The organism is Serinicoccus hydrothermalis (assembly GCF_001685415.1).
GTDB classification, from domain to species: Bacteria; Actinomycetota; Actinomycetes; order Actinomycetales; family Dermatophilaceae; genus Ornithinicoccus; species Ornithinicoccus hydrothermalis.
The window spans coordinates 321,745-337,559 of sequence record NZ_CP014989.1; the positions used below are offsets into that span (position 1 = coordinate 321,745).

Below are 15,815 nucleotides of genomic sequence, written 5' to 3' on the forward strand. Positions count from 1 at the left end.
TGCGGGTCAGGCGTCCTCCTCGTCCCAGATCCGCACCTTCTTCTGCCGCGGCGGCCGGTCGGGCCGGCCTGCCGGCGCCGCGAGCACGAGCCCCTCGTCCTGCGCCTCCCGCCGTGCCATGACGAGCACGAGGATCACCCCGACCGGGATGGTCAACCACCACTGCAGGGCATACGCGAGGTGGGAGCCGAGGCCGGTGTCCGGCGCCTCCAGCTGCGCCGGGCGCGATGCTGCCGGCGGGTCCTCGGACTCCAGCACGAGGTAGGCGCCGCGCGGCTGGAGTCCCGTGGCCCGGGCCAGCCCCTCGAGGGTCACCGAGCCCAGCTGCCCCTCGACCGGGTCCAGGCCCAGGTCGGGCTCGGAGGGGAGGAGCCACCCGGTCACGGTGACCTCGCCGCTCGGTGCCTCGGGCACCTCGGGCAGGTCGGCGGCGGTGCGGGCGTTGGGGACCCAGCCCCGGTCCACGGCGAGCACCGTGCCGTCGTCCAGGCGGAGCGGCAGGAGCACCTCGTAGCCGTAGACCCCCTCGTGCGGACGGTTCCGCACGAGGTGCTGCTCGGGGATGTCGTAGGTCCCCGTCGCGGTCACCCGGGTCCAGCGCTGGTCGGGTCGCAGCGACTCCTGCACCGGGAGCGCCTCGTCGAGCGGCACCGCGTCACCGCCGTAGTTGGCCTCCACGACGGCGCGCCGCTCCACCTTGGTCTCGTGCCGGTGCCACTGCCAGCTGCCCAGGCCCGCCGTGACGACGCCGAAGAGCACGGCCAGCGCGAGGTAGCCGAGCCAGCGCGGTCGGCGCAGGACGTGCCACACCTCAGCCGTCCGCCTCGGTCAGCTCGTCCACGCCGACGACCTCCAGCAGGAAGCCGCGCAGCTGCACGAAGTCGCGCAGGTGCTCGCGGTGGTCCTCGCACGCGAGCCAGACCTTGCGCCGGCCCTCCGTGTGCAGCTTCGGGTTGCGCCAGACCACGGCGTGCTCGGCGGGACGACGACACGCCTTCGCACTGCAGACGAGGTCGCCGGGGACCGGCGCGGTCACGGTGCGTCGGTGTCGCTGCGGGTATGCCTGCTGCTCACCACGGTGCCCGTGAGGGTCTCCGAGGACCGGGGCTCGCTCGAGGAGGAGCGTCCGGGGGCGGCCTCGAGGCCGCGGGTGGGGGAGCGGGGTGCGGCTGCGGGGCCGCGGCGCTGGTCGACCGCGTTGGCCAGCATGACGGCGAAGGCGGGGATGACCGCGGCGAAGGCGACCGCGATCCAGGCGAGGGCATACCGCTCGGTGGTGAAGGCCCACACGGCCAGCGGGAAGGAGGCGGTGCGCACCCCCATGGCGAGGAGGTACTGCCACATGCGCCGCCGCCGGTCCTCCTCCACCGAGGGACGCGCGGCGGTCACCGCCTGGGCGGGACGCCGCGCCTTGCCGTTGCGGGTCGTGGTGCTGGGCACCTCTCCACGATACGGCTACGGTGGCCCCGTGACGAATCCCAGCGACACCCCCGCGACCACCCCCTCCGCCGTGCTGGTGACCGGCGGCAACCGCGGCATCGGACTGGCCATCGCGCGGGCCTTCGCCGAGGCCGGCGACGACGTCGTCATCACGCACCGCAGCGGCGAGCCGCCCGAGGGGCTGCGGGGTGTGCAGTGCGACGTCACCGACTCCGCGAGCGTCGACGAGGCCTTCACCCGCGCCGAGGAGCTGCTCGGCCGTCCGGTCGACGTGCTGGTCGCCAACGCCGGCATCACCAAGGACGGCCTGCTCATGCGGATGAGCGACGAGGACTTCGACGCGGTGGTCGACACCAACCTCGCCGGTGCCTTCCGGTGCGCGCGGCGTGCCTCGAAGAGCATGATCAAGGCGCGTGCCGGCCGGATCATCCTCGTCTCCTCGGTGGTCGGCCTCTACGGCTCGCCCGGGCAGACCAACTACGCGGCCTCCAAGTCGGCCCTGGTCGGTCTGGCCCGCTCCATCACCCGCGAGCTGGGCGGCCGCGGCATCACCGCCAACGTCGTCGCGCCGGGCTTCATCGAGACGGAGATGACCGAGCAGCTGCCGGAGGACCGGCGCAAGAGCTACCTCGCGGGCATCCCCTCGGGCCGCTTCGCCACGCCGCAGGAGGTGGCCGGTGTGGTGCGCTTCCTCGCCGGGCCGGACGCGGCATACATCAGCGGTGCCGTCATCCCGGTCGACGGCGGCCTGGGGATGGGGCACTGAGCCCCCTCGCGCGTCGCGGCCGCCGCGGCAGCACGACGGACTAGAGTTCCCTGCATGCTCCTCGAGGGAAAGAAGCTCCTGATCACCGGTGTCCTCATGGACTCCTCCATCGCCTTCCACGTGGCCAGGCTGGCCCAGGAGCAGGGCGCCGAGGTGGTGCTGACCTCCTTCGGGCGGACCATGCGGATCACCCAGGCGATCTCCCGGCGACTGCCTGCGCCGGCGCCGGTCATCGAGCTCGACGTGCAGGACACCGGGCACCTGGAGACCCTGGCCGAGCGCGTCGGGGAGCACGTGGACCACCTCGACGGGGTGCTGCACTCGATCGGTTTCGCCCCGCAGGGGGCCTTCGACTTCCTCGGCGCGGCGTGGGAGGACGTGGCGACCGCGATGCAGGTCAGCGCCTACTCGCTCAAGGCCCTCGCCGTGGCCGCGCTGCCCCGGATGAGCGCCGGCGGCAGCGTCGTCGGCCTCACCTTCGACGCGCAGTACGCCTGGCCGGTCTACGACTGGATGGGGGTCTCCAAGGCCGCCTTCGAGGCGACGAGCCGTTACCTCGCCCGCGACCTCGGACCGAAGGGCATCCGCTCCAACCTCGTCTCCGCGGGCCCCATCTCGACGACCGCGGCGAAGTCGATCCCCGAGTTCGGCCAGTTCGCGCAGTGGAGCGATCACGCTCCGCTGGGCTGGGACATCAAGGACCCGGTGCCGGCCGCCCAGGCCTGCGTCGCGCTGCTGTCCGACTGGTTCCCCGCCACCACCGGCGAGATCGTGCACGTCGACGGCGGCTTCCACGCCACCGGCTTCTGAGCGCATACCCCGAATTCGACCTCTGGTTCCGTCGCCATGGCGACGGAACCAGAGGTCGAACTCGAGGCTGAGGGCGCCGGCGGGGTTCGAAGGGCGGTATGCCCCGAGCCGCTAGGGCTCGATGACCGTCCCCTTGCCGACGACGACGAGCCCGGAGTCGGTGACGGTGAAGCCCCGCTCCCGGTCGTGGTCGTGGTCCACGCCGATGTGGACGCCGGGGGGCACCTGGACGCCCTTGTCGATGATCGCCCGGTGGATCTGGCAGGACCGGCCGATCCCGACCTTGTCCATGAGCACCGAGCCGGTGACGTGGCTGAAGCTGTGCGCCATGACCCCGGGGGAGAGGACCGAGTCGGTGATCGTGGAGCCGGAGATCACGCACCCGGGGGAGACGGCGGAGTTCACCGCGTGCCCGACGCGGTCGCCCGAGCCGTGGACGAACTTGGCCGGCGGCTGCGGCCCGTAGTTGGTGTAGATCGGCCACGCGTCGTTGTAGAGGTTGAAGACGGGGTGGACCGACACGAGGTCCATATGCGCGTCGTAGTAGGAGTCGATGGTCCCGACGTCGCGCCAGTAGCCGCGGTCCCGGTCGGTGGCGCCGGCGATCTCGTTGTCCTTGAAGTCGTAGACCCAGCCGTCCCCCTGCTCGACGAAGGCCGGCACGATGTCGCCGCCCATGTCGTGCTTGGAGTCCTCCTTGGCCGCGTCCGCCCGGACCGCCTCCTCCAGCGCGTCGGCGGTGAAGACGTAGTTGCCCATGGAGGCCAGCACCTCCTCCGGCGAGTCCGGCAGGCCGCGCGGGTCGGTCGGCTTCTCCAGGAACTCCCGGATCTGCCGCGGGTCGTCCTGCTTGACGTCGATGACGCCGAACTGGTCGGCCAGGCTGATCGGCTGCCGGATCGCGGCCACCGTGCAAGCGGCGCCGGTCTCGACGTGCTGCTCGACCATCTGGGCGAAGTCCATGCGGTAGACGTGGTCCGCCCCGACCACGACGACGATGTCCGGGCGCTCGTCGTGGATGAGGTTGAGGCTCTGGTGGATCGCGTCGGCGGATCCGGAGAACCAGCTCTTGCCCAGCCGCTGCTGCGCGGGCACGGGCGCCACGTAGTTGCCCAGCAGGGTGGACATGCGCCAGGTCTTGGTGACGTGGGCGTCCAGGCTGTGGGACTTGTACTGCGTCAGCACGACGACCTTGAGGTAGCCGGAGTTGACGATGTTGGAGAGGGCGAAGTCGATGAGCCGGTAGATCCCCCCGAACGGGACCGCGGGCTTGGCCCGGTCCGCCGTGAGCGGCATGAGCCGTTTGCCCTCCCCGCCGGCCAAGACGATCGCGAGAACCTTCCGCCGTGTGCCTCGTTGCGCAGCCATGGCACCAACCTAGACGCAACGTCAACCTCTGGCGAGGGGAGGGTGCAGCGGATACGTTGGGCACGTGCGCATCGACATCCTCACCCGCGAGTACCCACCCAACGTCTACGGCGGCGCGGGGGTGCACGTCGCGGAGCTGACCCGGGCGCTGCGCTCGCTCGACGCAATGGAGGTGCAGGTCAGGGCCTTCGACGAGCCAGCCGACGAGCCGGGCACCACGGGGTATGCCGTGCCCGCCGACCTCGCGGACGCCAACGGTGCGCTGCGCACCCTGGGGGTCGACCTGCTCATGGCGCGCGACGTCGCGGACGGCGGGGCGGACCTGGTCCACAGCCACACGTGGTACGCCAACATGGGCGGCCACCTGGGTGGGCTGCTGGCGCAGATCCCGCACGTCGTCAGCGCGCACAGCCTGGAGCCGCTGCGGCCGTGGAAGGCCGAGCAGCTCGGAGGCGGGTACGGCGTCTCCTCCATGGCGGAGAAGGTGTCCTACGAGGGCGCGGCCGGGATCATCGCGGTCTCGGCCGGCATGCGCCGGGACATCCTCGCGGCCTACCCCTCGGTCGACCCGGACAAGGTCCACGTCGTGCACAACGGCATCGACGCCGACCTGTGGCAGCGCGACACGAGCGAGGAGGCGGCGGAGTTCGTGCGCTCCCAGGGCATCGACCCGCAGGCGCGCAGCGTGGTGTTCCTGGGCCGGATCACCCGGCAGAAGGGGCTGCCCTTCCTGCTCAAGGCGCTGCGGGCGCTGGACGACGACGTGCAGGTGGTGCTGCTCGCCGGCGCTCCCGACACCGAGGAGATCAAGGCCGAGGTCGTCGCCCTGGTGGACCAGCTGCGCGACGAGCGGGGCGAGGGGGCGGCCCCGGTGGTCTGGATCGACGACATGCTGCCGCGGGACAAGGTCATCGCGGTCCTGTCGCACGCCACGGTCTTCGTCTGCCCGTCGGTCTACGAGCCGCTGGGCATCGTCAACCTCGAGGCCATGGCCTGCGGCGCGGCCGTCGTGGCGACGGCGACCGGCGGCATACCCGAGGTGGTGCTGGACGGGGAGACCGGCTGGCTGGTGCCCATCGAGCAGGTGCAGGACGGCACCGGCACCCCCGTCGACGAGGACGCCTTCGTCGCCGACCTCGGCCGCGCCCTCGTCGAGGCCTGCTCGGACGGGCAGGAGGCGCAGCGTCGCGGGGAGGCCGGCCGCGCCCGGGCGGTCGAGCAGTTCTCCTGGACCACCGTGGCCGAGCGGACCGTCGAGGTCTACCGGGCGGTGCTCGAGGGGCGTGCGCCGGACCTGCCCGAGCTCGGCTGAGCCTCCCGCTTCAGCGCGCGGGCGGTGTGGCACCGGGCATACCGTCGGGCCATGAGCGACATCCTCAGCACCCACCCCTCGCGCGACACCTTCGACCTGGACGAGCTGCGCGCCGCCATCGAGGCCGCCTCGTCGTGCGCGTCGACCTGCGCGACCTGCGCCGACGCCTGCCTGCACGGCGAGGACCCGGCCGGCATGGCCCGCTGCATCGACCTGTGCAACCAGTGCGCCTCGATCTGCCGCGCCGCCGCCGACGTCATGTCCCGCCCGGGGCCCAACGGCGACAGCTGGGAGGAGGTCGTGCGCGCCTGCATCGCGGTCTGCCGCGAGTGCGCCGACCAGTGCGCCAGCCACGACATGGACCACTGCGCGGCGTGCGCGCAGGCCTGCCGGGACTGCGCGCAGGCCTGCGAGACGCTGCTCGCCGTCGCCGACTGAGCCCGGCCACCGCGAGCGGCGACCGGGCCGGCGGGCCCGGCGCTAGATCGCCTGGTCCCGGAAACCGTGCAGGGCGATGCCCTTGAGCAGCTGGTTGACCTTGCCCCGGTCGCGCTGCAGGTCGCCGGAGACGCCGAGCCGGTTCTTCAGCATGGTCACCTCGCGCTGCGTGTTCGACCCCCACGCCCCGTCGACGGCGATGCCGGAGCCGAGGAAGTTGTTGCACACCGCCTGCATGAAGACGGTGTCCGAGCGCGAGCCGTGCAGGAGCCGCCGGTTCGGCAGCCCGCCGAAGTCGGCGTGGAAGTGGTTGCGGTGCGCGGCGTTGTAGTTGCCGTCCAGCACGTAGCGGAAGTGGCTGCGCAGCGTCGCCTCGACGGCGAAGTAGCGCCGCCGGCGGGTGCGGTTGCCCGAGGCGTGGTCCCCGTCGAACATGTTGGAGGTCCGGCCCCCGGCCCAGCGGACGATGCTGAGGTCCATCGCGGTGCCCGCGCCGTGCTGCCCGGACTTGTTGACGTAGAAGCCGGCCGAGCCGATGGAGCGCACCGCCCCGTGCCCCGCCTGGGCCGACCAGTTCGACAGCGTCCTCATCCAGGCCTGCAGCCGGTCGTAGAAGCCCGCCGTGCAGCTCCAGTTGCGTAGCGGCGAGGTCTGCTTGCCGTAGTAGACCTCGACGCCGTTGATCCTCTGGAAGGTCTGGAGGGCCAGGGCCTGCGCCGTCTGCCGGCTGGGCGCGTGCCCCGGGGGCGGCGCCAGGACCTCCTCCGGCGCCGCGTGCGCCAGGCCCGCCGGCGCCAGCAGGCTCGCACCGGCGACCCCGGCGGCGCCGAGGAGCGTGCGGCGGCTGGGCGAACGCAGGTCGTGCTCGACGTGGTGTCCCATGTCGTGGGTTCCCTCCCGTTGGTGACTGTGACGTACCTCACGTTAGGGAGGAAACAGACTCCTGGGCAAAGGGAGCGTCAGCATCTGGCAAAGTCTTCGCCAAGCCGCCCGCGCCGGGTCAGCGCCAGCCGGCCAGGTGCAGCACGGCGTTGTTGGTGGCGTCGGCGAGCGAGGTGCTGGCCAGGGCGTGCAGCTGCCGCAGGGTCTGCCCGCGGGCGCTGGTCGTCGCCAGGTCGACCGACTCCAGCCCGGGGTCGAGACCGGCCTCGGTGAGGCGCAGGACGGTCGCGGCGAGCCCGATGAGCCGCTCCGCGCGTCCCGGCAGGCCGGGGGGCAGACCCCAGCGGTCCGCGTCCGCCACCGCGCGCAGCCGGTCCAGCGCACGGTCCGCCGAGGCGCCGAAGGGGGCACCCCCTGCCGCGGCGAGGTCCTCGGTGAGGGCGGCGAGCTCGGTGCGCAGGGAGAGCTCGACCTGCCCCAGGTCCAGCGCCTCCACGCGGTGCGTCGGATAGGGGTCGGCGCCGTAGATCTCGAAGCGTGCCGCCCAGCCCTGGTCGCCCTCCGGGCCGAACTGCTCGAACTCCGGCACGAGGGCGCCGCCGAGGCCGGGGATGAAGACGCACTCCCGGGCCGCGCCGGCCGCCGCGTGCAGGTCCCCGGTGGCCCGGGGCATACCGGACAGGTCCCCGGGGCGCGGCAGGGCGACGAGCAGTGCACGCTCGCCCAGGCTCTGCCACATCGCCAGCGGGGCCTCGAGACCCTCGACGTGGTCCAGGTCGGGGAGGGCGCGCGGGGCCACCCCGGAGACGTCGATCCGCCCGGCGAAGGCGGCGGTCGCCCAGAGCGCGACGCGCACGCTGGCGGGGAGCTCGTGGTCGGGCATGGGGGCGATCGTAGGCGCCGGTGCGCCGACTAGAGTGGGCGGCCATGAGCGACGTCCTCGAATTCGCCGGCGTGGGTGTCCGCCGTGGCACCACCGACCTGCTCAGCGGGGTCGACTGGTCGGTCGAGGAGGGTGAGCGGTGGGTCGTCATCGGGCCCAACGGCGCCGGCAAGACCACGCTGCTGCAGCTGGCCTCGGGCCGGATGCACCCGACGACCGGTGTCGCCGGCGTCCTCGGTGAGGTGCTCGGAGCGGTCGACGTCTTCGAGCTGCGGCCCCGCATCGGCGTCTCCAGCGCCGCGGTGGCCGACCGCATCCCGGCCGAGGAGCGGGTGAGCGACGTCGTCGTCACCGCGGCCTACGGCGTGGTCGGCCGGTGGCGCGAGCAGTACGACGAGTCCGACGAGCAGCGCGCCGCCGAGCTGCTCCAGGCGCTCGGGGTGGCGCACCTGTCGACCCGCCGCTTCGGCACGCTCTCCGAGGGCGAGCGCAAGCGGGTGCAGATCGCCCGGGCCCTCATGACCGACCCCGAGCTCATGCTGCTCGACGAGCCGGCCGCCGGCCTCGACCTGCGCGGCAGGGAGGACCTCGTGGGCCGCCTCAGCGTGCTGGCGCAGGACCTCGATGCACCGGCACTCGTGCTGGTGACCCACCACGTCGAGGAGATCCCGCCCGGCTTCACCGACATCCTCATGCTGCGCGAGGGGCGGGTCGTCGCCGCGGGGCCGATCGAGCTCACGCTCACCGCGGAGAACCTCTCGGAGACCTTCGGGCTCCCGCTCGTCGTCGACCGGCACGGGGACCGGTGGGCCGCCCGTGCCGCCGCCACCGGTGACGCCGCGGCCGCCGGCGCTGCTGCGGGCGACGCACCGCGGTGAGCGCCCTCGAGGTCGTCGCGATCATCCTCGCGGGGCTGGCGGCGGGGACCATCAACACCATCGTCGGATCCGGCACGCTGGTCACCTTCCCGACGCTGCTGCTCTTCGGCTACCCGCCGGTGTCCGCCAACGTGTCCAACTCGCTCGGCCTGGTGCCCGGCGGGCTGACCGGGACGTGGGGGTACCGTCACGAGCTGCGCTCGCTCGGGCCGATGTTGCGGCGGCTGGGGCCGGCGAGCCTGCTCGGCTCGGTCATCGGTGCGCTGCTGCTCCTGTGGCTGCCCCCGGCCGCCTTCGAGACGATCGTGCCCGTCCTCATCCTCATCGCGCTGCTCCTCGTGGTCTTCGGGCCACGGCTGCAGCGCTGGGCCGCCCGGCAGCACGCCGACCGGATCACCCCGGGCCGCTGGGTGGCGCTCATCGTGGGCATCCTGCTCGCGGGCGTCTACGGCGGCTACTTCGGCGCGGCCCAGGGAGTCCTGCTCCTGGGCATCATGAGCATCCTGCTGCCGCTCGGGCTGCAGCAGATCAACGGGATCAAGAACGTCCTCGCCACCATCGCCAACCTCGTGGCGGCGCTCGTCTTCCTCGTCGTGGCGCCCGAGCTCGTCGACTGGGTCGTGGTGCTGCTCATCAGCATCGGCTCGCTGCTGGGCGGGCTCATCGGTGCGCGGGTGGGGCGTCGTATGCCCCCCAACGTGCTGCGGGCCGTCATCGTCGTCATCGGCACCGTAGCCATCGTCAACCTGCTGGTCACGTGAGCCGTGCTCCCGACCGGCCGCCGGTCCCGGACGGCGTGACCTGGGTCGAGGACCCGCGCGACCCCCGGGTGCGCGACTACTTCCGGCTCACCGACGTGGCGCTGCGCCGCGTCCTGGAGCCGGCCGAGGGCCTCTACCTCGCCGAGTCCGACAAGGTCATCCGACGGGCGCTCGCGGCGGGCCACCGGATGCGCTCTCTGCTGCTCACCCCGCGCTGGGCCGCCGAGCTGACCGAGCTCGTCGGGCCCGCCCTGGCGGCGGGCACACCGGTGTATGTCGGGACCGCCTCTGTCATCGAGGAGATGACCGGCTTCCACCTGCACCGCGGGGCGATCGCCGCCATGCACCGGCCCGAGCTCCCCGACGTCGCGCAGGTGGTGGACGGCGCGCGACGGGTCGCCGTGCTGGAGGACGTCGTCGACCACACCAACGTCGGGGCGGCCTTCCGCTCGGCGGCGGCGCTGGGTGTCGACGCCGTGCTCGTCACCCCGCGCTGCGCCGACCCGCTCTACCGCCGCGCGGTGCGGGTGTCGATGGGCACGGTCTTCCAGGTGCCGTGGACCCGGATCGACCCGTGGCCCGGTGGGGTGGAGTCGCTGCGCGGGCTGGGCTTCACCGTCGCCGCCCTGGCGCTCGCCGACGACGCGGTGAGCCTGGAGGACCTCGAGGCGGACCCGCCGGACCGCCTGGCGCTCGTGCTCGGCACCGAGGGCGACGGCCTGTCGCCGCGCACCGTGGAGAGCGCCGATGTCACCGTGCGGATCCCGATGGGCGGGGGAGTCGACAGCCTCAACGTCGCCGCCGCCAGCGCCGTGGCCTTCTGGGCTTTGCGGGAGCGAGGAACTCGTTGACGCGTCTGGTCGGCAGCTTCGCCGAGGGTGGTGACGACTACGAGCGCCTGCGGCCCTCGTACCCGGACGCCGCGGTGGACCTGCTGGCTCCCGGGCGCGGGGCGGATGTCGTGGACGTGGGCGCGGGCACGGGCAAGCTGACCCGTCTGCTCATGGCTCGCGGTCACCGGGTGCGGGCGGTCGAGCCGTCGGGAGCCATGCGGGAGACGCTGCGCCGGGCGCTGCCCGGGGTGGAGGTGCTCCCGGGCACCGGCGAGGCGACCGGCTTGCCGCAGGGCTCCGCCGACCTCGTGACGTATGCCCAGTCCTGGCACTGGACCGACCCTGAGCGCGCGGGAGTCGAGGCGGCGCGGCTGCTCCGCCCCGGCGGCGTGCTGGCGACGGTGTGGAACATGTTCGACGACACCGTCCCCTGGATGGTCGACGTCGAACGCGCCATGCACAGCAGTGAACGGGCCTGGCAGCCCGGGCCGGACGGGGGCGTGGCCGCACGCGGCGAACCGGGCGGAACGTTCGGCCCGCGCAGGCGCGACCTGGTGCGGTGGACCGACACGGTGGCCCTGGACGACCTGCGACTCGTCGTGCGGACCCGCTCCTACTACTTGGAAGGCACCGTGGCCGAGCGCCGGGACATCGACCACGAGGTGGAGCAGGCGCTGGCCCGGCACTTCCGGGACGCCCCGGGTGGGCAGAGCGTCGAGGTGCCCTACGTCACCACGGTGGACCGCTACGCCCGCGGCTGAGCGGCAGCACGGGCGTCACGGCGACGGAACCAGCCGGCGAGCGTGGCCCCGGACAGGTTGTGCCAGACCGAGAAGACCGCTCCGGGGAGGGCGGCGACTGGGGTGAAGAAGGTGGCGGCCAGGCCCGAGGCGAGGCCGGAGTTCTGCATACCGACCTCGATCGCCATCGTGCGGGCCGAGCGCTCACCCACCCCGGTCACCCGGCCGATGCCGTAGCCGATGCCCAGACCGAGCAGGTTGTGCAGGATCACCGCCGCGGTGACCAGCAGACCGGCTTCCACGAGCCGGTCCGCCGACAACGAGACGACGATCGCCACGACGACGCAGATCACCAGGACGGAGAACCACGGCATGGCCGGGAGCACCCGACGCACCAGCCTCGGCAGGAGCAGACGGACCAGCAGACCCAGGACGACCGGTACGAGGACGATGACGACGATCGTGCGGGCCATGCCCCAGCCGTCAACCGGTAGCCGCTCCCCGACGAGCCACAGCGTCAGCAGCGGGGTCAGCACGGGGGCCAGCAGCGTCGACACCGAGGTCATCGTCACCGAGAGCGCCGTGTCGGCCCGCGCGAGGTAGGCCACCACGTTGCTTGCCGTGCCACCCGGGACGCAGCCGACGAGGATCACGCCGGCGGCGATCTCGTCCGGGAGACGCAGCACCGTGACGACGAGCAGGCCGACGAGGGGCATGACGACGTACTGCGCGCCCACGCCGAGGAGCACCGGCAGCGGCCGGCGCAGCACCAGCGCGAAGTCCGGCAACGTGAGGGTCAGCCCCATCCCGAACATGATGACCCCGAGCAGCGGGGTGATGAGCCCGGCGCCGCCCGAGATCGGCCCGGCGAAGACATACCCGAGGATGCCGGCCACCAGGACGAGGACCGGGAACAGGGTGACCGCGCGGTAGGCGCTGCGGTCCTCCGCCTGGGAGGCCGAGGGCGGTGTGCTGTCGAGGATGCTCACGGCCACAGACTGGCGCAGATCGACCGACGGCGCGCGAGGCGCGCGGCGGACCCGCCGGATGTTCCGTGCGTCAGGCGGGGATCTCCAGGGCCAGTCCCTCGACCACCTGGGCACCGGGCAGCTGCGCCGCCATGGCACCGGGCAGGCGCAGCTTGCTGCGGCGGACGCCGGAGCCGATGACGATCTGGGAGCGGTCGAGCACGCGGCTGTCCACGAGGACGGGCCAGTCCTGCGGCAGGCCGACCGGGGTGATGCCGCCGTACTCCATCCCGGTGCGCTCCACGGCGTCGTCCATGCTCATGAACGAGCACTTGCGCACGTCGAGTGCCTTGCGGATGGTCTTGTTGACGTCGGCGCGGGTATGCCCGAGCACGAGCGCGGCGCACACCCGCTCCTCGCCGGCGCGCGCCCCGGCGACGACGATGCAGTTGGCCATGTCCTCCATGGCCCACCCGGTCGCCTCCACCAGCACCGCCGTGTCCGCCTGGTCGGGGTCGATCTCGGCGACCTCGACGGCGTCGACATCGGTGCCGGCGGGGTCGCTCCGCAGACCCTCGAGCGCCGCCCGCACCGGCTCCGCGAGCAGGTCGGGCCGGTCGAGGGCAGGGGTCCAGGTGAGGGTCACAGCTGGTAGGTGCCGGTGATCGAGCCGCGGGCCAGCACGTTGCCGAGGGTCATGAACTGGGCCTTCGCGACCGAGCTGGAGGCGTCCAGGCCGGTGTCGTCGGTGTCCAGCGCCCACACGGTGAACACGTAGCGGTGCGGCACGTCGCCCTCCGGCGGCGCGCAGCCGCCCCAGTCCTTGGTGCCGAAGTCGTTGGCCAGGGTGAAGGCGCCCTCGCCGTGCTGGTTGCCGTACTCGCCGGCACCGGCGGCCAGGCTGGTGACGTCGGCGGGCATGCCGATGATGGCCCAGTGGGAGAAGCCGCCCACCACGGGCGCGTCCGGGTCGTGGCAGACCATGAGGTAGGACTTCGTGCCCTCGGGTGCGCCGGACCAGGACAGCTGGGGCGAGGTGTTGCCGTGGCCGTACCCGGCGCTGTCCGGCAGCGCCTCGCCGTCGGCGAAGTCCTCGCTGGTCACCTCCAGCGATGCCGGCGCGGCCGGCAGGGTGTCGATCGGGTGCGGGGCAAGGGTGCGGTCGAGATCCATGGCCCGAACCTAACGCGAGCGGCCCGGGCGGTGCATGTCGTCCCGGCATGTCGGTGCCCCGTGACACAGTGGACGGTATGCCGCAGGACCCGCGTCGGTGCATCATGCACCTCGACCTCGACGCGTTCTTCGCGGCGGTGGAGCAGCGCGACAAGCCGTCGCTTCGGGGGCGGCCGGTCATCGTCGGCGGCCTGGGCGGTCGGGGGGTGGTCGCGACCGCCTCCTACGAGGCCCGGCGCTTCGGTGCGCGCTCCGCGATGCCCACCATCGAGGCACGGCGGCGCTGCCCGGCGGGGACGGCCTTCCTGGCCGGCCGTTACGCGGCATACCGGGCCAGCTCGGAGGTCGTCATGGAGATCCTGCGCGGCTGCTCCCCGCTGGTGGAGCAGGTGTCGGTCGACGAGGCCTACGTCGACCTGGGCCGGCCGGCCGGATCGCTGGGCTGGGAGGACGACGTCGAGGCCTGGTGCCGGGAGCTGCTCGGGCGGATCACGGAGGCGACCGGTGGGCTGACCGCGTCCGTGGGCCTGGCGACCACCAAGATGATGGCCAAGCTCGCCAGCGAGATGGACAAGCCGGCCGGGGTGACGCTGGTGCGGCCGGGGGAGGAGCTGGAGGTCCTGCACGCGCTGTCGGTGCGCGCCATCCCCGGGATCGGTCCGGCGACCGCCTCGCGCCTGCACGGCTTCGGGGTGGACACGGTGGCCGACCTCGCCCGCATGTCCGAGCCCGACCTCGTCTCGATCTTCGGGACGGCGCACGGTGCGGCCCTGCACCGGCTGGCGCGGGCCGAGGACGAGCGGGCGGTGGTCGTGGAGCGGGAGGCCAAGTCGATCTCGGTGGAGGAGACCTTCGAGAACGACGTGTCCGACCGGGCCGCGCTGGAGTCGGAGCTGAGGCGCATGTCGCGCGGGCTGGCGGGGCGGCTGGAGCGGACCGGCGTCTTCGCGCGGACCATCACGGTCAAGGCGCGGCAGCACGACTTCACGACGCAGACCCGGTCGGGCACCCTGCCCTTCGCGACCGGTGACGCGGCGATCATCCTGCGCGAGGGCCGACGGCTGCTCCGCTCGGTCGACGTGACCTCCGGCCTGCGGCTGCTGGGGCTCGGCGTCGCCGGGCTCACCGCCCACGCGCAGGAGGAGCTGGCGCTGGAGACGGCATACCCGCTGCTGGGGGACGCGGCGCTGCCGGACGCGGTGGGCGCGCTGGAGGAGGACGCGGACGGGACGACGGTGGTCGACGACGGCGATGAGGCAGAGGTGCCGCGGGCCGTGGCGGGACGGATGCTGCCGGGCTGGCGCACGGGGCAGGACGTGCGACACGACGAGCACGGCGCGGGCTGGGTGTGGGGGAGCGGGCGGGGTGTCGTGACGGTCCGTTTCGAGGGTCCGCGGACAGTCCCGGGCCCCGTGCGGAGCTTTGCCGAGGGCGACCCGGCGCTGCACCAGGCCGAACCCCCGGACTGGCGTGATCCACCCCCGTGAGCGTGCTAGCCTTGACGGTCGTTGCGCACTCCCCACGGGTGCCGCAGCGGCACACCTGTCCGGGTGGCGGAATGGCAGACGCGCTAGCTTGAGGTGCTAGTGCCCTTAACGGGCGTGGGGGTTCAAGTCCCCCTCCGGACACGTCGTCCAGCAACGGACGCCGAAGGCCCCCTGACCCACGGTCCGGGGGCCTTTCCCGTGCCTCAGCCCGCGGCCTGCACCAGCGTGAGCAGGTTGCCGTCGGGGTCCTCGACCGAGGCGAAGCCGGCCACGGCGGTGCCCTCGCGCACCTCGAGCTCCACACCCGCGGCGGCCAGGTCCGCAGCGGTCCGGCGCAGGTCGGTGACCGTGATCGTGACCAGACCCCCTCCCGCGCGCCGCTCGTCGAGGGTCACCTGCAGCGACCCCGACCGGTCGTGCCACTCCGCGAGGCCCGGCATGGGGCGGGCGTCAGGCTCCCTCCCGAGGACGGCTCGGTAGAACTCCGCGGCCCGGTCCAGGTCGGACACGGGAAGGCAGGCGACCACGTCGGTCACGGCGGCGGAGGCCTGGTCCCGCTCGAGCAGGATGACGGTGTTGCCCTCGGAGTCGTCGAAGGTGAACATCGGCGGCATACCCTCCAGCCGCAGCACCTCCTCGTGCAGGTGCACCCCGGCCTCGCGGAGCTCACGGTGGGCCAGGTCGGCGTCGTCGATCCAGTAGCGCACGCCCAGGGGGAGGCCACCCTCACGGGTGAGCAGCGCGACCCCGACGGCGGAGCCGGGAGGTGCGACCTCGACCATCCGCACCCCCGGGAACGGCTCGGTGTCCGTGCGCACCTCGCAGCCGAGGACGTCGCGGTAGAAGGCGAGCGCGCGGTCCAGGTCCTCGACGACGACGGTCACGCTGGAGATGTCCCGTGTGATGTCCATGGCGGTGGGACCGCCGCCGGCGGTCGGACTCATCGCGGCGCGTCGCGCGGGTCCTGGCCGACGACGCACCGGCCGCGAACGGCTCAGGTGCGCACGTGCGTACCTGAGCCGCTCGGGACGGGAGCGTCGCCGGAAGATCCGGTACCCCGGGCGGGTTGTGGAAAA

19 protein-coding genes and 1 tRNA gene are annotated in these 15,815 nt (G+C 73.0%); 10 read left to right on the forward strand and 10 right to left on the reverse strand.

Going from position 1 to position 15,815, the window contains the following annotated elements:
* Positions 1-6: 6 nt before the first annotated feature.
* The 3 genes from SGUI_RS01425 to SGUI_RS01435 are packed head-to-tail and all read right to left on the reverse strand — an operon-like array spanning position 7 to position 1,440.
* On the reverse strand, positions 7-810 hold the full coding sequence (locus SGUI_RS01425; RefSeq protein ID WP_066635339.1) for an SURF1 family cytochrome oxidase biogenesis protein: 804 nt from the start codon (positions 808-810) through the stop codon (positions 7-9).
* A gap of 1 nt (position 811) precedes the next feature.
* The gene (locus tag SGUI_RS01430) at positions 812-1,036 is read right to left on the reverse strand and encodes a hypothetical protein (RefSeq protein ID WP_066635342.1); all 225 of its coding nucleotides are present in this window, start codon (positions 1,034-1,036) and stop codon (positions 812-814) included.
* Positions 1,033-1,440 carry a DUF3099 domain-containing protein gene (locus SGUI_RS01435; RefSeq protein ID WP_066635345.1) on the reverse strand — a complete coding sequence of 136 codons (408 nt, stop codon included), beginning with the start codon at positions 1,438-1,440 and terminating at the stop codon, positions 1,033-1,035. Before SGUI_RS01435 ends, SGUI_RS01430 begins: the two co-directional genes overlap by 4 nt.
* Before the next feature lie 28 nt (positions 1,441-1,468).
* On the opposite strand from SGUI_RS01435, the gene fabG reads away from it, so the two are divergent.
* Entirely contained in the window at positions 1,469-2,206 is a 738-nt protein-coding gene (gene fabG, locus SGUI_RS01440) for a beta-ketoacyl-ACP reductase (protein ID WP_191090932.1), read from the forward strand.
* Positions 2,207-2,260: 54 nt separating this feature from the next.
* On the forward strand, positions 2,261-3,016 hold the full coding sequence (gene fabI, locus SGUI_RS01445; protein ID WP_066635354.1) for an enoyl-ACP reductase FabI: 756 nt from the start codon (positions 2,261-2,263) through the stop codon (positions 3,014-3,016).
* A 111-nt stretch (positions 3,017-3,127) separates the two neighbouring features.
* Here the strand turns inward: fabI and glgC are convergent, their stop codons facing one another.
* The gene (glgC, locus tag SGUI_RS01450) at positions 3,128-4,384 is read right to left on the reverse strand and encodes a glucose-1-phosphate adenylyltransferase (RefSeq protein ID WP_083190415.1); all 1,257 of its coding nucleotides are present in this window, start codon (positions 4,382-4,384) and stop codon (positions 3,128-3,130) included.
* A gap of 64 nt (positions 4,385-4,448) precedes the next feature.
* Between glgC and glgA the strand changes: the two genes are divergently transcribed.
* Positions 4,449-5,696: a glycogen synthase gene (gene glgA, locus SGUI_RS01455; RefSeq protein WP_066635357.1), complete on the forward strand. Its 1,248-nt coding sequence runs from the start codon at positions 4,449-4,451 to the stop codon at positions 5,694-5,696.
* Between the two features lie 51 nt (positions 5,697-5,747).
* Positions 5,748-6,134 (forward strand): four-helix bundle copper-binding protein, encoded by a 387-nt coding sequence (locus SGUI_RS01460; RefSeq protein WP_066635359.1) that lies wholly within the window; start codon positions 5,748-5,750, stop codon positions 6,132-6,134.
* A gap of 42 nt (positions 6,135-6,176) precedes the next feature.
* Here SGUI_RS01460 and SGUI_RS01465 read toward each other — a convergent pair whose 3' ends face one another.
* Together SGUI_RS01465 and SGUI_RS01470 are read right to left on the reverse strand one after the other, a co-directional pair.
* Positions 6,177-7,016 carry an extensin family protein gene (locus tag SGUI_RS01465; RefSeq protein ID WP_066635362.1) on the reverse strand — a complete coding sequence of 280 codons (840 nt, stop codon included), beginning with the start codon at positions 7,014-7,016 and terminating at the stop codon, positions 6,177-6,179.
* Between the two features lie 118 nt (positions 7,017-7,134).
* Positions 7,135-7,899 carry a hypothetical protein gene (locus SGUI_RS01470; protein WP_066635365.1) on the reverse strand — a complete coding sequence of 255 codons (765 nt, stop codon included), beginning with the start codon at positions 7,897-7,899 and terminating at the stop codon, positions 7,135-7,137.
* A gap of 44 nt (positions 7,900-7,943) precedes the next feature.
* Here SGUI_RS01470 and SGUI_RS01475 point away from each other — a divergent pair, with 44 nt between their 5' ends.
* Genes SGUI_RS01475 through SGUI_RS01490 form a run of 4 tightly spaced genes read left to right on the forward strand, consistent with a single transcriptional unit; the run spans position 7,944 to position 11,132 of the window.
* Positions 7,944-8,777 (forward strand): ABC transporter ATP-binding protein, encoded by an 834-nt coding sequence (locus SGUI_RS01475; RefSeq protein ID WP_066635368.1) that lies wholly within the window; start codon positions 7,944-7,946, stop codon positions 8,775-8,777.
* Positions 8,774-9,538 (forward strand): sulfite exporter TauE/SafE family protein, encoded by a 765-nt coding sequence (locus tag SGUI_RS01480; protein ID WP_066635371.1) that lies wholly within the window; start codon positions 8,774-8,776, stop codon positions 9,536-9,538. Before SGUI_RS01475 ends, SGUI_RS01480 begins: the two co-directional genes overlap by 4 nt.
* Positions 9,535-10,389 carry a TrmH family RNA methyltransferase gene (locus tag SGUI_RS01485; protein ID WP_418314007.1) on the forward strand — a complete coding sequence of 285 codons (855 nt, stop codon included), beginning with the start codon at positions 9,535-9,537 and terminating at the stop codon, positions 10,387-10,389. Before SGUI_RS01480 ends, SGUI_RS01485 begins: the two co-directional genes overlap by 4 nt.
* Positions 10,386-11,132: a class I SAM-dependent methyltransferase gene (locus SGUI_RS01490; protein WP_083190416.1), complete on the forward strand. Its 747-nt coding sequence runs from the start codon at positions 10,386-10,388 to the stop codon at positions 11,130-11,132. The genes SGUI_RS01485 and SGUI_RS01490 overlap by 4 nt, the downstream gene beginning before the upstream one ends.
* On the opposite strand, the gene SGUI_RS01495 is transcribed toward SGUI_RS01490, so the two are convergent.
* From SGUI_RS01495 to SGUI_RS01505, 3 genes are all read right to left on the reverse strand, one after another.
* Positions 11,117-12,100, reverse strand: a complete 984-nt coding sequence (locus tag SGUI_RS01495) for a bile acid:sodium symporter family protein (protein ID WP_066642574.1) — start codon at positions 12,098-12,100, stop codon at positions 11,117-11,119. The genes SGUI_RS01490 and SGUI_RS01495 overlap by 16 nt on opposite strands.
* A gap of 70 nt (positions 12,101-12,170) precedes the next feature.
* Positions 12,171-12,725 carry a YbaK/EbsC family protein gene (locus SGUI_RS01500; RefSeq protein WP_066635374.1) on the reverse strand — a complete coding sequence of 185 codons (555 nt, stop codon included), beginning with the start codon at positions 12,723-12,725 and terminating at the stop codon, positions 12,171-12,173.
* On the reverse strand, positions 12,722-13,252 hold the full coding sequence (locus tag SGUI_RS01505; RefSeq protein ID WP_066635377.1) for a YbhB/YbcL family Raf kinase inhibitor-like protein: 531 nt from the start codon (positions 13,250-13,252) through the stop codon (positions 12,722-12,724). The genes SGUI_RS01500 and SGUI_RS01505 overlap by 4 nt, the downstream gene beginning before the upstream one ends.
* A gap of 77 nt (positions 13,253-13,329) precedes the next feature.
* On the opposite strand from SGUI_RS01505, the gene SGUI_RS01510 reads away from it, so the two are divergent.
* Both SGUI_RS01510 and SGUI_RS01515 read left to right on the forward strand, forming a co-directional pair.
* Positions 13,330-14,739 carry a DNA polymerase IV gene (locus SGUI_RS01510; protein ID WP_066635380.1) on the forward strand — a complete coding sequence of 470 codons (1,410 nt, stop codon included), beginning with the start codon at positions 13,330-13,332 and terminating at the stop codon, positions 14,737-14,739.
* A 57-nt stretch (positions 14,740-14,796) separates the two neighbouring features.
* A tRNA-Leu gene (locus tag SGUI_RS01515) sits at positions 14,797-14,880 on the forward strand.
* A gap of 62 nt (positions 14,881-14,942) precedes the next feature.
* On the opposite strand, the gene SGUI_RS01520 is transcribed toward SGUI_RS01515, so the two are convergent.
* Positions 14,943-15,683, reverse strand: a complete 741-nt coding sequence (locus SGUI_RS01520) for a VOC family protein (RefSeq protein ID WP_066635383.1) — start codon at positions 15,681-15,683, stop codon at positions 14,943-14,945.
* Between the last annotated feature and the right edge of the window lie 132 nt (positions 15,684-15,815).